The sequence below is a fragment of the Streptomyces sp. NPDC104581 genome (assembly GCF_055583685.1).
The window spans coordinates 102,872-116,579 of sequence record NZ_JBVJNN010000005.1; the positions used below are offsets into that span (position 1 = coordinate 102,872).

The window sequence follows — 13,708 nt, forward strand, 5'->3', positions numbered from 1 at the left end:
ATGCCGGTGCGACCCGTCGTGGACGACGCCGCGCGTCTCGGGCCCCTGGAACGGGCCCCGTACATTGGGGGGATCGCCAGCAAATTACGTGCGCCCGTGCCGCCCGCCTATCCGGGTCCCCCGACATACGGATACGCAAAGAATCCCCGGCGACCGCGTCGCCGGGGACGATCGAGGGCCCGGTCCGGGCCCGTGGGAGGCCGTCCGGGGGCTCCCGGGGCCGGCCGCTCAGCGGAGGTGGTAGCGCTCCGCCCAGGACATGACGTCCCCCGTGGTCGCGTTGCCGCCGCACAGCACCAGGCCCAGACGGGCCCCGCCGCCGACGCGTTCGATCACGCGGCGGGCGGCCGGAACCAGACAGCCCGCGGCCGGTTCGGCCCAGACCTTCGCGTGGTCGGCGAGGTCGAGGGTGCCCTGCACGGCCTCGGCGTCCGTGACGACGAGCACCTCACCGACCAGCTCGCTCACATGGTCGTAGGTGATCCGCGAGACCGTGGGCGCGCTGAGCGTGGAGACGATGGACGACAGCCGTACCGGCTTCGGCCCCCCGGCCGCCAGCGCCTCGGACATGGCCTGCGCGCCGACGGTCTCGACACCCCAGATCCGTACGCCGGGCCGCCGCGCGCGCAGCGCCGCCGCGACACCGGAGACGAGTGCGCCGCCGCCGATGGAGACGAGGACATCCGTGACCCCGTCGCCCGCGTCCTCGGCGAGTTCGAGACCGACCGTGCCCTGTCCGGCGACGACCACCGGGTCGTCGAAGGGGTGGACCATGGTCAGTCCCTCCGCCTGGAGCCGGGACATCAGCGCGAACGCCTCGTCCATCGTGTCGGTCAGCCGTACCGTCGCGCCGGCCGCCTCCGCGATCTCCACGGCGCGGGCGGGCGCGGACTTCGCCATGACGACGGTGGCCTTCACACCGAGCGCCTCGGCCATGACCGCGACGGAGATCGCGTGGTTGCCGCCGCTCACCGCCACCACCCCGGCCGCGCGGTCCGCCTCGCCCAGGGACAGGAGCTTCGCCGTCGCCCCGCGCGCCTTGAAGGAGCCGGTGCGCTGGAGCAGCTCCAGCTTGGCGGTGACGGGGACCCCGAGCAGCGCCGACAGCCCCGGGCTCTCGACGGTCGGCGTACGCACGACATGTCCGGCGATCAGTCCCGCCGCCGCTTCGATGTCCGAGATGCCGATCACGACACGTACCTCCTGTTGACGGCCGGTTGCCGCCGCTTCCGCAGACCGTACAGACCGCCGCCGCCCGGGTCGGCCCTGGGTGCCCCGACTCCGCCCCGGACCACCCGCCTCAGTCCCTCCCCGCCCGCCCCCGCCGGCGACGGCGCCGGCCGGTACCGGCGAGAGGCGGCAGACGCGTGAGCGCGTAGGCGACGACGGCGAGCAGGACCAGGCCGAGAATCACCTTGGAGAACAGCCCGACGTAGGTCTCCACCAGGTGCCACTGGTCGCCCAGCCAGTAACCGGCCAGCACCAGAACCGAGTTCCACAGCAGGCTGCCGAGGGCCGTCAGGGATATGAAGACCGGCAGCGGCATCCGCTCGACCCCGGCCGGCACCGAGATCAGACTCCGGAAGATGGGCACCATGCGGCCCAGGAAGACGGCCTTGGTGCCGTGCTTGGCGAACCACTCCTCCGTACGCACCAGATCGGCGTCCTTGACCAGCGGCAGCTTCGCCCAGATCGCGTGCATCCGCTCGCGGCCGAAGAGCATCCCCACCCAGTAGAGGACGGCGGCCCCCACCACCGAACCGAGCGTGGTCCAGAACAGGGCCGACTCCAGGCTGATGACTCCCTGGCCCGCCGCGAAGCCGGTCAGCGGCAGGATGATCTCGCTCGGCAGCGGCGGGAAGAGATTCTCCAGCGCGATGGCGAGACCCGCGCCCGGCGCCCCCATCCTGTCCACGAGATCGGCGGCCCAGCCCGCGATGCCGCCCGCGGGTTCCTGCGGGAGGGCGAGCGGTACGGCATCCATCAGTTGTCTCCAAAGGGGGGCGCGGGGCGGGGGCGATCCCGCCGGACGGTTCGGGCGTCCGGCGCGGAGGTCGGGGAGGTCGCGGGGGTTCGGGTTCGAGCACGTACGTCGCGCGTCCCCCACAACAATAGAAAGCGCAGGCCAGTCCCGTGATGCGGGTCACCGCCGGGCCCGCCGTGGTGCGCCTCGCGGATCACCGCCGGGCCCGCCCGAAGGCGCTCGGCGCCGTGCGAGGTGCCCGGCCACCCCGTCCACCAATGCTGACCGATCGGACAGTTATGGTGGACGCATGGCACGGCCCGCCTCCGCCCTGCGCGGACACATCCTGGAATCGGCGTTGCAGTTGTTCGCGACCCGTGGCTACGAAGGCACGTCGCTGCACGACATCGCGACCACCGTGGGCTGCTCGAAAGCGTCCCTGCTCTACCACTTCACCAGCAAGGAAGCGATCCTCACCGAGCTGCTGACCCCCGCCGGCGAAGGGCTCGCCGCGCTCGACGCCCGGCTGCTCGACCTCGACGGGCGGGCCGCGACGGAGGCCGCCGTCACCGGTTACGTCGATCTCGCCATGCGCTTCCGGCGCGAGATCAAGATCCTCTTCGAGGACATCCCCGGCATGACCGCGCACCCCGCGCTCGGCAGCATCCCCGGCACCGTCGACCGGCTGCTGGACGCGTTCGCGGGCCGTTCGAAGGCCGCGCGGGACGTGGTCGCGGCCTACATGGTCCTCGGGGCCGTCTTCGTGACGGGCGCCAGCGATGTCGACGTACCCGATCAGGAGCTGCGCGACGAACTCGTCCGCGGCGCGCTGCGCACCCTCGCCGCCCCCGGCCCCGACTGACCGATCACACGCGTTCCCCGTCCCCCACCGACCACCGAGAAGAGAAACCTTCGCCATGGCTTCCCTGCTGTACCGGCTCGGCCGGTTCTCCTTCCGCCGGCGCAAGCGCGTCGTCGCCGTATGGCTCCTCCTGCTCGTCGTGCTGGGCGGAGCCGCCGCCACCTTCATGGGCCCCAGCAGCGACAAGTTCACCATGCCCGGCACCGAGTCCCAGCGCGCCCTGGACTCGCTCCAGGAGCAGTTCCCACAGGCCAGCGGCACGACCGGCACCATCGTCATAGCCGCGCCCGAGGGCGGGAAGCTCGCCCCGGCCATGGTCGCGCCGGTGGTACGGGACGCCGCCGCCGTGCCCGGCGTGGTCGGCGCGGTGGACCCGTTCCAGGCCGGCGCCGTCTCCCAGGACGGCCGGTACGCCCTGGTCCAGGTGCAGTTCGAGAAGTCCGTGGACGAGGTGACCGACGCGCAGCGCGCGGCGTACGAGAAGGCCGGCGCCGACGCCGAGGGGCTGCGGGTCGAGCACGGGGGCGAAGTCCTCAGCGCCGAGGTGGAGGTGGGCTCCACGGAGGCGATCGGTGTGCTGATCGCCGCGGGCGTCCTCGTCGTCACCTTCGGCTCGATGGTGGCCGCCGGTATGACGCTGCTGAACGCGCTCGTCGGCGTCGGGGCCGGCATGGCCGGGCTGTTCGCCCTGAGCAGCGTCGTCGAACTCACCAGCACCGCCCCCATCCTGGCGCTCATGCTCGGCCTCGCCGTCGGTATCGACTACTCGCTGTTCATCACCTCCCGGTACCGCCAGTACCTGACCGAGGGCACGGAGGCCGAGGAGGCGGCCGGCCGCGCGGTCGGCACCGCCGGTTCGGCCGTGGTCTTCGCGGGCGCGACCGTGGTCATCGCCCTCGCCGGGCTGACCGTCGTCAACATCCCCTTCCTGAGCGTCATGGGCCTGGCCGCGGCGGGTACGGTCGCCGTCGCCGTCCTGGTCGCGCTCACCCTCCTCCCGGCGCTCCTCGGCTTCGCCGGCCTGCGCGTACTGCCCCGCAAGCAGCGCGACGGCGACACCCCCGTCAGCATGTCGAAGGACGGCCCGGCCGCCGGGTCCCGCGAGGGCTTCGGTTTCCGCTGGGGCCGGACCGTCACCCGCTTCCGCGTCCCCGTCCTCCTCGCCGGCATCCTCGGCCTCGGCGTACTGGCCCTGCCCGCCGCCGACATGCGCCTGGCGCTTCCCGACGCGGGCACCGCAGCCGCCGGTTCGGCGACCCGCGAGGCGTACGACCTCACCAGTGAGGGATTCGGTCCCGGCTTCAACGGCCGTCTGATCGCCGTCGTTTCGGGCGACGACGCCGCGGCCACCGGTGTCGCCGCGAAGGAGGCGGCGAAGCGCATCCAGGGCACCGAGGACGTACTGGCCGTCACACCGGCGCAGTTGAACGAGCAGGGCACCACGGCACTCCTCACCGTCATCCCGAAGGCCGGGCCCACGGACGAGGCCACCGAGGAGGTCGTGCGCACCGTCCGTGACCGCGTGGCGGACATCGGGGACGTCCCGGGGGCGGCGGGGGCGGATGTCGCGCTCTCGGGCACCACGGCCATCGGCATCGACGTCTCCGAGAAGGTCGCGGACGCCATGCTCGTCTATCTGCTGCTCGTCGTCGGTCTGTCGATCCTGCTGCTGATGCTGGTCTTCCGCTCGCTCCTGGTGCCGCTGAAGGCCGCGCTGGGCTTCCTCCTCACCATCGGCGCCACCTTCGGCATCACCGTGGCGATCTTCCAACAGGGGCATCTCGCCGACCTGCTGGGCGTCGACACCCCCGGTCCGCTGGTGAGCTTCCTGCCGATCCTGCTGATCGGCATCCTGTTCGGGCTGGCCATGGACTACGAGGTCTTCCTCGTCTCCCGGATGCGTGAGGACTACGTCCACGGCGCCGGCGCGCAGCAGGCGACCGTCAGCGGGATGGGGCACAACGCCCGTGTCGTCACCGCCGCCGCGCTGATCATGACGGCCGTGTTCGGCGGGTTCGTCTTCATGCCCGACCCGATCATCAAGTCGATGGGCTTCGCGCTGGCCATCGGTGTGCTCGTCGACGCGTTCATCGTGCGCATGGCGCTGGTCCCGGCGGTGATGTCGCTGCTCGGGCGCGCCGCCTGGTGGCTGCCGCGGTTCGTCGACCGGACGCTGCCCAACCTCGACATCGAGGGCGAGAGCCTCCAGCGCGAGCTCCTTCCCGAGCAGCGCGCTGCGGACGCCAGCGAGAGCGAGGACGCGGTCAGGGTGTGACGCCCGAGGCGCGCGACACCCGTGACGCCCCGGCCCCCGGAAGGCGGGCCGGGGCGTCACGCGTGTCCTGGCGGGGGATGTGCGTTCGGCGACTCCGCCGGGCGGCTTTGTCCCTATGCTTGGTGCTCACTTCTACAGGTCTGTAGAGGTGCTTTCCGTAACTGGAGTCCGGGAACGAAGGAGGGAACACCTCGATGGTGTTCAAGCGACTGCTCGGTTCACTCGGCGTCGGCGGGCCGACGGTGGAGACGGTGCTGGAGGCCGGTGCGGTACTGCCCGGAGGCACCCTGCGGGGCGAGGTCCGGCTGGTCGGCGGGAGCGCGTCGTACGACGTCGACCGCGTCGACCTGGAACTGGTCGCCCATGTCGAGGCGGAGCACGAGGAGGGCGAGAGCAAGGGGTACGTCGGCTTCGAGCGGTACGAGGTCGGCGGGGGCTTCCGGCTGGGCGAGGGCGAGTCGTACACCGTGCCGTTCGCGGTGCCCGTGCCGTGGGAGATCCCGTTCACCGAGCTGCACGGTGAACCGCTCGGGATCAGCCTGGGCGTGGTCACGGACCTGGAGCTGTCCGGCGCCAGGGACAAGGGCGACTTCGACGCGCTCGCCGTACGGCCGCTGCCGGTGCAGGAAGCCGTGCTGGAGGCGTTCGGGCAGCTGGGCTTCGGGTTCAGGTCGGCGGACCTGGAGCTCGGGCACATCAACGGGACGGGCCAGCGGCTGCCGTTCTACCAGGAGATCGAGCTGATCCCGGCGCCGGCCTACGCCCACCTGCTGAACGAGGTCGAGGTCACGTTCCTGGCGCACCCCGGCGCGACGGAAGTCGTCCTGGAGGCCGACGGACGCGGCGAGGCGGGCGTGGACGACGCGCTGAACCGGCACACGGTGGGGCACGAGGAGGTGCCGCACACCGACTGGAACACGGTGGTGGCGGGCTGGATGGACCGTCTCGCGAGCGCGTACGCGGACCACGGCCACGGGTACGGACATGGGCACGGTCACGGCTCCGACCACGGCTCCGGGCACGGCCACGGCTCCGGTATGAGTACGGGCACGGCGGTCGCCCTCGGCGCGGCCGGTCTGGCCGTGGGCGTGGCGGGCGGCATGGTGGCGGCGGAGGTCGTGGACGAGGTGGGGGACTACTTCGAGGGGGAGGAAGAGGAGGAAGAGGAGGGCTAGGGCCTGATCCGAACGACAGGCCCCAGGGCCTGTCCTCAAACTGGCGTCCGGCGCCCGGCGCGCGCCCGCGCCGCGTTGCCGGAAGCCGTCCGGGTACGTCCCGTACGAGGGCGGTCCCCCGCCTCGCGAGCACACGCACCGGACGCCGGGTCGGCCGGCGGGGGCTACAGCTGGGCCGATGCCTTCAGGACGAAGAAGAGCGTCACCGTCGCGTTGGCCGAGGACAGTGCCGAGCCCACCGTTCCCGCCGCCGCCGTCCAGATCGCCAGGCCCGCCCTGGTGAAGAACGACGGCCATGTCATCGCCGCGGGTGCGGGGGCCAGCAGCGCGGCGACCCGGCGGGGGACGGGGCCCGCGCCGGCGACGCCGGCCAGGGTCGGGGCCGGGGCCCCGCGGGACACCAGCGCGGCCTTTCCGATGGCGCGGGCGACCAGCGTGCGGCTGCCGGTCGTCCGGGCCGCCTCCTCGTCCGCCCAGCGTTCGGTCGTGTACGCCACGGCCGCCTGTAAGGGCCGGAGTAAGGGATTCGCCCGCGCCGCCAGCCGGACCGCCAGCAGACCGCAGTGATGACGCCCCGTCAGATGCGCCCGCTCATGTGCGAACAGGGCTTTCCGTTCGGCCGGGTTGAGACAGTCGAGCAGCGCGCTGGAGACGACTATCCGCCCCGTCCGGTCCCCGCCCCGGCCGCCTCGCCCGCCGCCCGGCAGCGCGTACGCGTACGGCGCCCGGTCCGGCAGCACCACGAGTTGCCGTGCGGGCATCCCGGCCAGCGCGCCCCAGGCCCGTCGCCGTACCCGCAGGTGCCGCCATCCCGTGGCCGCGCACCCCGCCGCCACCGCGACCAGCGCGGCGATGGCCGCCTTCCCGGCCACCTCGTCGTACGGCACCGCGTCCCGTACCTCCGGGTCCGACCAGCCGTCCGGCAGTGGATTGCCGGGCAGTTGGGCCGTGCCGACGACCACCAGCAGCCCCAGACAGAGCGTGCTGCACACGGCCAGCACCACGGCCAGCACGGTCAGGAAGCGGGTGGCCAGACGTGGATGGAGATGCTGCTCGGCCAGTCGCGCGACCGGCACCGCCGTGAGCGGCAGGACGAGCGGCAGAAAGACGAACACGCCCACGGGTCAGTCCTCCGCCTCGTCCTCGGTGGCGTGCAGCAGGCCGCGGAGCAGCCGCTCGTCGTCGTACGACAGGGCGGTGACGAACCGCGCGAGCACCGCCTCCCGGTCCGACTCCGCGTCCAGCACCCGGCGCATCCGCAGTGCGGCGAGCCCCGCACCGTCGGAGGCGGCGCGCCACTCGAAGGAGCGGCCCGAACGCTCGCGGGTCACGGCGTTCTTGGCCTGGAGGCGGGTCAGGATCGTCATCACGGTGGTGTACGCGAGGGTCCCGCCGAGCCGTTCGCGTACCCAGCCCGCGGTCACCGGCCCCGGTGCCGCCCGGAGCGCGGCCAGCACCTGCGACTCCAGTTCACCCTGCCCCCGGCGCCGACGTTCGTCGGGGCCCTCGCGCTCGGTCACACCGTCTCCCTCCGGCTCGGGAGCGGGCCGTCCGCAGGCTGGAATGCCCTCTCCCGCCGATCTCTACAGTCCTGTAGATTCTGGCAGCAGATGGCGGGTCCGTACCAGTGCGGGCCCGTTCCGGTGCGGGGCGTCGGACCGCGCTCCACGTGGCCTGGAGGTCCCGTTGCTTGGGCTTGGTGAGCTGGCGATCATTCTGATCGTCGTGATTCTGGTGCTCGGCGCCAAGAGGCTGCCGGACCTGGCCCGTTCGGCGGGCAAGTCGGCCCGGATCCTCAAGAGCGAGGTCCGCGCGATGAAGGCCGAGAACCCGCCGCCGGCGGCGGCCCCCGCGGCTGACCCGTCCTATCCCGTCCGCCCCGGTGAGCCCACGCGTGTCGAGCCGTCGTACGTCGAACCACCGACGCACGTGCAGCCCACGCACGTGCAGCCCACGCACGTGCAGCCCACGCACGTACAGCCGACGGACGTACAGCCGACCAACGTGCGGCCGACGCACCCCGGCCCCGAGGACCGCTCGCCCGGCCCCCGCCCCTCAACTCCCGGTCAGTGACCGGTCACCGCGCCTCTTTCCGTACCGCCGCCTCGATGGAGAAGCCGGGCACGATCCGCGCCGGCCGACCGGGCAGGGCCCGGTCGGCCGGACCGATCGGATGCGTCAGGGCCGCCACCGCCGCGACGACACGTTCCGTCCTCCCCTGACCGCACGTCACCGCCCGCTGGTCGTGCAGGACTTGGTGCGCCCGTGAGCCGTCCCGCTCCGGCGCGCCCCGGATGCCACTTCTCCCGCATCCGGCTACGGGGCGGTCCGGCCCGTCCGGCGCTGCCGCGCACCGGCACAGCGCACACAGGTACGGGCCGCGGGCCGTACTTCGAGCCGCTCCTCGGGAATCGGCCGGCCGCACACCTCGCACCGCCCGTAGTCGCCGTGCTCCAGCCGTTCCAGCGCCTGGTCGAGACCGAGCAGATGATCACGCGCCTGCGCCAGCAGCGAGGCGACATGGGCCCGCTCGAAGGCGGTGCTCGACCCGTCGGGATCGTGCTCGTCGTCCACCGCCACCAGCGCGTTCGCCTCGACGATCGCGTCGAAATCGCGCTCCAGGGCCTCGATCCGCGCACGTGTGTCCGCGCGCTGGGCCGACAGCCGCGTGCGGACGCGCTCGTGGTCGACGGGAGGCGGGTGACTCACGCACCCGACAACGCCGGCCTCGGCCGACGCATTCCGCGCGCTCACCCCGGGTCCCGGCACCGGGGGCCGGTGTTACGGTCCGCGCCGCGACGTCTCCGTACGGCGGCGCCCCGGTACCGCCCCGTACGGCGGCGCACGTCCGCGTCCAGCGATGTACAGGGAGAAGGGAGCCCGGTCCATGACCGACAAGCATCCGTCCTCCCCCTGCTCGCCGACTGGTTCCGAGCGCACTCTGCCCGGCTGACCGGCCTGGGGCAGTCGCCGCGGATGCGGCCGGGGAGCCGCTGCTGGACCGGATCCGGTCGCAGAGCGCCACCGTGTCCCGGCGCCGCTTCCCCTGGCGTTCGACGCCGCCCTCTCCGTTCCCACCGTCACCCGGGTCAGGCCCCTTCCGTTCTGAGGGCGGTGGCCCGGCGAGCCGCGCGGGCGCGTCCTCGCGTGCACCCCGACCGCCGACCGCCGACCGCCGACCGCCGCCCGGGTCCGCTGAACGGGCCCCGACGTCCCGGACGCGGGCCCACGGCCCGGCCGTGAGTGCCCGGTATGCCGTCGGCAACCGCCTCTGCCCCTCTCCTGAAACCGCTCGGAGTGCGGCCGGCCGTGCCGTGGGAGGCGCCCGGTTGTGCCCGTACCCGTGCCGCCATGGCCCGTATGGCGTCCGTTCGGCGTCCGTTAACGCGCTCAGCGCTCCGCTGGGCCCACAGCTGGGCCCCTAGGCCCTGCGACTGGGTCCGGACCTCTCCCTACTCTCCGGAGATCTCCCGAGCGGGGAGGCCGGGAAAGCTGGATGGAGGAGTCCGGATGACAGGCACACGGTGCGCGCACGGGGCTCCCCGGCGCGGCGAGCGGGGTCAGGGTGGTGTCGAGTACGTCGCGCTGATAGGTGTCGTCGCCGCGATCGTCGGCGCGATCGTGGCGCTGACGGTCCCGGACGACACGTCGGTCGCGCTGAAGGACGCGGTGTGCCGCATCGTCAACGCCGGTGACGGCGGGGAGGGCTGCGACTCCGGCAACGGGGGCGGCGACGACGGGGGCGGCGGTGACGACGGAGGGCCTCTTCCCCAGCCACCGCCGGGCGATCCCTTCCAGCCCGCGAAGTGCCTCCTCGCCCAGGATCAGACCAAGACCACGGTCGTCGTCCAGATCCTCTTCATCAAGATCAGCAGCTCCGAGCAGATCAAGCTCCAGCAGTGGTCCGACGGCACGGTGACCCTGGAACGCGTGACCGAGTCCGGAGGCGGTGTGACCGCCAGCATCTCGGCCGGTATCCCCGGGCTGAAGGAGTGGGGCGGCAGCGCCTCGCTCAGCGGCAGCTATGTGAAGGGCAGCGGCAGCGGCGGTCAGTGGCTGTTCAACGGCAACAAGACCGGCGACTCGCAGAAGGACCTGGAGCTGAACCTGGAGGACGCCAAGCAGTTCACCGAGTACCTGAAGGCCCAGAGCGAGTGCAACTCGCGTCCGGCCGGGCCCCGTTCCTCCGAACTCGGCATGATCTGCGGGTACCACGCCGACAAGAAGAAGCCCGATCTGCCGCCGGAGAAGGCCCCCGACGTCGACATCACCAAGACCAGCACCGAGGTGTCGGGCGGGGTGAGCTTCGGCAAGGGGTTCAAGAAGGGCAAGGGCGGCAAGGACAAGGACGGCAAGCCCACCGACCTGGGCAACATCTCGGGCGAGTTCGGGACCGGCAGCATGACCGAGGACGTCGTGGTCATGCGCGCCAACACCGGCCCCGACGCCGGGAAGATCACCTTCGTCTACACCTTCAGCGTCGACGCCAAGGGCGGTGAACTCGCCCAGGGCAAGGCCACGCGTATGCAGCAGGTCTCCGTGACCTACGACGCGGCGACGTTCGACCAGGAGGAGAAGGACGGCAAGGAGCACCGCCCGGAGAAGCTGGTGATCACCACCAGCCAGGAGAACGGAGAGGGCGCCGGCGTGCAGGTCGGTGCCGGTGCCAATGTCCCGGGTACGCCGGTGACGATCGATGTCGGCGGCGGTGGCGGCAACATCAAGTCGCAGATCCACACCGAGTCGGCCGAGGTCGCGCTGGACAACGACGCGGACAGCAAACTGGTGGAGGACTGGCTGCGCGGCCGGGGCGACTTCCCCGCCAGCGACGTCCTGCCGACACCTTCCGACGCGGCGGAGGTGCCGGGCAGCGACGCGGGTCCCCTGGAGCGTCTGCTGCACGACAAGGGCAAGCTGTCCCGCCTTGACTACAACGCCAACACCGACTGGTGGAACGCCTCCCTCGGCATCGGCTTCGGCATCTCCGCCGGGCAGCTCACCGCCGGGTTCAAACTCTTCGGCATCGACATCACGCACGAGGAGAAGAACCAGACGATCACCGGCAACCCGTCGTACGCGACCGGCCCGAAGAACGGCGGGGCCCGGCCCTGGGTCGAGTGGACGAACTGCACCAAGACCAAGCCGATCGCGTAGCGGCCCCGCCCCCGGAAGGCGCCCGGCGTTCCACCGACCGTTCCACTCCCCGTATATGACGGCACGTCAGCGGGGGTGGAACGGTCCCGGGCGTTCCGCGCCTGTCGCGGTGTCTTGCCTGGTCAGGCCCGGTCCGCCAATGCTGTTGATCGTTCAGCCGACCACGATCATCAGCACTGCCGACGGGGGAGCCCGACCATGACCACGACCACGACCACGACCACGACCCGCACGAGCACCCGCACCAGCACGAGGACGTACGCCAACGCGGTCCGCGCCGCCGTACTGACCGCCGCGGTGACGGGTCTGACCCTCGCCTCACTCGCCACCGCCACCGCGGCCGGCCCGGCACCGAAGTTCCTCTCCGCGGGCCAGCTGCCCGCCGCCAGCACCCCGTGGGTCGCCGACGCGGTGCGGCAGGGCCTGCCGGAGTACGGCTCCGTCTGCACCGAGGGGGTCGTCCCGGCGGCGGGCACCTCCTACCGGGACTTCCGCACCGACCTGGACACCAACGGCCGTCAGACCACCACCGTCGCCGCCACCGAGGCCAAGGCGAAGACACTGGTGGCCAAGGTGAAGCAGCGGATCACCGGCTGTCTCGACCGGCTCGCGGTGGAGTACCCGGGCACGGTCGGAGAGGCGTTCCACCACGGGACGGTCGCCGTCGAGGAGGGCGCCGACGTCTACAACGTCGACATTTCCCACCCCGAGATCGGCATCGCCGACGCGCATCTGATCTCCGTGGGCCGCGACGGCCGTACGGTCACCGTTCTGGAGGTCAGCCACCTCGGCTGGACCCTCTCCGAGGAGATAGCCCCGTTCCGCGACAGCACCCGCACCGCCGTCGCCAAGCTCTACTGACCACCGGGGGCTGATCCCCGCCCGCCGACCACCGCACCGCTCACCCCGCGTGGCCGGTGAGCGACCCGACCTGTCACGTCCGCGCCCCGACCGGCGCGGATGTGGCCGGACGGCTTTGGCCTTAGCTTGGAGAGGGAGGAGTGAACACCGGGCAGGTCAGGAGCGATCATGCCGGACATCGATTACACCGTTCTGTTCGCCTCGTCGCCCAGTCCGTACCTGGTGCTGGACCCAGAGCTGGTGATCATCGACGTCAATGACGCCTATCTGCGCGTGACGGCGCTGCGCCGGGAGCAGCTCCTCGGGCAGTACATCTTCGACGCGTTCCCCGACAACCCCCATGACCCCGAAGCGGACGGCGTCAAGAACCTCTCCGCCTCGTTCTCCCGCGTCCTGAAGTCCGGCGAGCCCGACACCATGGCGCTCCAGCGCTACGACATCCCGGATCCGCGGCGGGCCGGCCGGTTCACTGAGCACTGGTGGTCCCCGGTGAACACCCCGGTCGTCGACTCCGAGGGCAGGGTGACGTGCATCATCCACCGCGCCGAGGACGTCACCGCCTTCGTGCGCTCCCGCCGCTTCCGCGATCAGGCCGGCGGGAAACTGACCCCGCGCGAGGAGGGCATGGAGGCCGAGCTGTACGCCCGCGCCCGTGAACTCCAGCGGCTGAACGAGGAGTTGCGGCTCGCCCACGGCCGGGAGCGGCAGGTCGCTGTCACGCTCCAGGAGGCGATGCTGCACTCGCCGGACCTGGCCAGGCACCCGAACATCGCCGTGCGCTACCTCCCCGCCATCGGCTCGCTCAACGTCTGCGGCGACTGGTACGACACGGTCGACCTCTCCGACTCCCGGTTCGCCGTCGCGGTGGGCGACGTGGTCGGCCACGGACTCCAGGCCGCCACCGTGATGGGGATGCTCCGCAGCGCGCTCTCGGCCGTCAGCCGTGCCGTCCCCGGCCCCGCCCAGGCGCTGGAGATCCTCGGCCTGTACGCCCGCTCGCTCGACGGCGCCCTGGCCACCACCGCCGTCACGGCCATGGTGGACGCCCGCAGCCACCTGATCATGTACAGCAGCGCCGGGCATCCGCCGCCGGTCCTGCTGCGCCGGGACGGCAGCAGCGAGCTGCTCGACCAGGCCACCGACCCGCCCCTCGGAGCCCGTCCCGAGCATGTGCTGCGCCCCCAGGCGAGTGTCGCGTACGAGGTCGGCGACACCCTCGTCCTGTACACCGACGGACTGATCGAGCGCCGCGACGAGGACATCGACACCGGCGTGGGCCGTCTGACCTCCGCGCTCAGCACCTGCGCGGACCTCAGCCCGGAGGCCCTCGCCGACACGCTCCTGGAGCGTCTCCATCTCACGGCCGGTTCCAGCGACGACATCGCCCTGGTCGTCATCCGCCTGTAGCTCCCGCCCGT

Annotated in this window: 12 protein-coding genes; 7 read left to right on the forward strand and 5 right to left on the reverse strand. The window is 72.1% G+C overall.

Annotated elements, in window-relative coordinates; all coding sequences use genetic code 11:
- Window positions 1-228: 228 nt before the first annotated feature.
- Together ACZ61E_RS06585 and ACZ61E_RS06590 are read right to left on the reverse strand one after the other, a co-directional pair.
- A complete protein-coding gene (locus ACZ61E_RS06585) occupies window positions 229-1,191 on the reverse strand; it encodes a threonine/serine dehydratase (protein ID WP_469698115.1) in 963 nt (320 codons plus the stop codon).
- 109 nt (window positions 1,192-1,300) lie between these two features.
- Complete coding sequence (locus tag ACZ61E_RS06590) at window positions 1,301-1,984, reverse strand: DedA family protein (protein ID WP_469698116.1); 684 nt, start codon at window positions 1,982-1,984, stop codon at window positions 1,301-1,303.
- 289 nt (window positions 1,985-2,273) lie between these two features.
- Between ACZ61E_RS06590 and ACZ61E_RS06595 the strand changes: the two genes are divergently transcribed.
- From ACZ61E_RS06595 to ACZ61E_RS06605, 3 genes are all read left to right on the forward strand, one after another.
- Window positions 2,274-2,825 (forward strand): TetR/AcrR family transcriptional regulator, encoded by a 552-nt coding sequence (locus ACZ61E_RS06595; protein WP_469698117.1) that lies wholly within the window; start codon window positions 2,274-2,276, stop codon window positions 2,823-2,825.
- Between the two features lie 55 nt (window positions 2,826-2,880).
- Entirely contained in the window at window positions 2,881-5,100 is a 2,220-nt protein-coding gene (locus ACZ61E_RS06600; RefSeq protein ID WP_469698119.1) for an MMPL family transporter, read from the forward strand.
- A gap of 194 nt (window positions 5,101-5,294) precedes the next feature.
- Window positions 5,295-6,275, forward strand: a complete 981-nt coding sequence (locus tag ACZ61E_RS06605; RefSeq protein WP_469698120.1) for a sporulation protein — start codon at window positions 5,295-5,297, stop codon at window positions 6,273-6,275.
- A gap of 164 nt (window positions 6,276-6,439) precedes the next feature.
- On the opposite strand, the gene ACZ61E_RS06610 is transcribed toward ACZ61E_RS06605, so the two are convergent.
- A complete protein-coding gene (locus ACZ61E_RS06610; RefSeq protein ID WP_469698122.1) occupies window positions 6,440-7,396 on the reverse strand; it encodes a M56 family metallopeptidase in 957 nt (318 codons plus the stop codon).
- A 3-nt stretch (window positions 7,397-7,399) separates the two neighbouring features.
- On the reverse strand, window positions 7,400-7,795 hold the full coding sequence (locus ACZ61E_RS06615) for a BlaI/MecI/CopY family transcriptional regulator (RefSeq protein ID WP_469698123.1): 396 nt from the start codon (window positions 7,793-7,795) through the stop codon (window positions 7,400-7,402).
- A 166-nt stretch (window positions 7,796-7,961) separates the two neighbouring features.
- On the opposite strand from ACZ61E_RS06615, the gene tatA reads away from it, so the two are divergent.
- On the forward strand, window positions 7,962-8,348 hold the full coding sequence (gene tatA / locus ACZ61E_RS06620) for a Sec-independent protein translocase subunit TatA (RefSeq protein WP_469698125.1): 387 nt from the start codon (window positions 7,962-7,964) through the stop codon (window positions 8,346-8,348).
- 243 nt (window positions 8,349-8,591) lie between these two features.
- On the opposite strand, the gene ACZ61E_RS06625 is transcribed toward tatA, so the two are convergent.
- On the reverse strand, window positions 8,592-8,984 hold the full coding sequence (locus ACZ61E_RS06625) for a TraR/DksA family transcriptional regulator (RefSeq protein WP_469698126.1): 393 nt from the start codon (window positions 8,982-8,984) through the stop codon (window positions 8,592-8,594).
- A gap of 801 nt (window positions 8,985-9,785) precedes the next feature.
- Between ACZ61E_RS06625 and ACZ61E_RS06630 the strand changes: the two genes are divergently transcribed.
- From ACZ61E_RS06630 to ACZ61E_RS06640, 3 genes are all read left to right on the forward strand, one after another.
- A complete protein-coding gene (locus tag ACZ61E_RS06630; RefSeq protein ID WP_469698127.1) occupies window positions 9,786-11,429 on the forward strand; it encodes a hypothetical protein in 1,644 nt (547 codons plus the stop codon).
- A 198-nt stretch (window positions 11,430-11,627) separates the two neighbouring features.
- Complete coding sequence (locus ACZ61E_RS06635) at window positions 11,628-12,290, forward strand: hypothetical protein (RefSeq protein WP_469698128.1); 663 nt, start codon at window positions 11,628-11,630, stop codon at window positions 12,288-12,290.
- 168 nt (window positions 12,291-12,458) lie between these two features.
- Entirely contained in the window at window positions 12,459-13,697 is a 1,239-nt protein-coding gene (locus tag ACZ61E_RS06640; RefSeq protein WP_469698129.1) for a PP2C family protein-serine/threonine phosphatase, read from the forward strand.
- The last annotated feature ends 11 nt before the right edge of the window (window positions 13,698-13,708 follow it).

What these genes read in the sequence shown, in the direction of transcription:
- ACZ61E_RS06590 (WP_469698116.1), bottom strand. Translation starts at nt 1,984, where the DNA reads ATGGATGCCGTACCGCTCGCCCTCCCGCAGGAACCCGCGGGCGGCATC.
- ACZ61E_RS06640 (WP_469698129.1), top strand. Translation starts at nt 12,459, where the DNA reads ATGCCGGACATCGATTACACCGTTCTGTTCGCCTCGTCGCCCAGTCCG.
- ACZ61E_RS06595 (WP_469698117.1), top strand. Translation starts at nt 2,274, where the DNA reads ATGGCACGGCCCGCCTCCGCCCTGCGCGGACACATCCTGGAATCGGCG.
- ACZ61E_RS06635 (WP_469698128.1), top strand. Translation starts at nt 11,628, where the DNA reads ATGACCACGACCACGACCACGACCACGACCCGCACGAGCACCCGCACC.
- ACZ61E_RS06600 (WP_469698119.1), top strand. Translation starts at nt 2,881, where the DNA reads ATGGCTTCCCTGCTGTACCGGCTCGGCCGGTTCTCCTTCCGCCGGCGC.
- ACZ61E_RS06605 (WP_469698120.1), top strand. Translation starts at nt 5,295, where the DNA reads ATGGTGTTCAAGCGACTGCTCGGTTCACTCGGCGTCGGCGGGCCGACG.
- ACZ61E_RS06630 (WP_469698127.1), top strand. Translation starts at nt 9,786, where the DNA reads ATGACAGGCACACGGTGCGCGCACGGGGCTCCCCGGCGCGGCGAGCGG.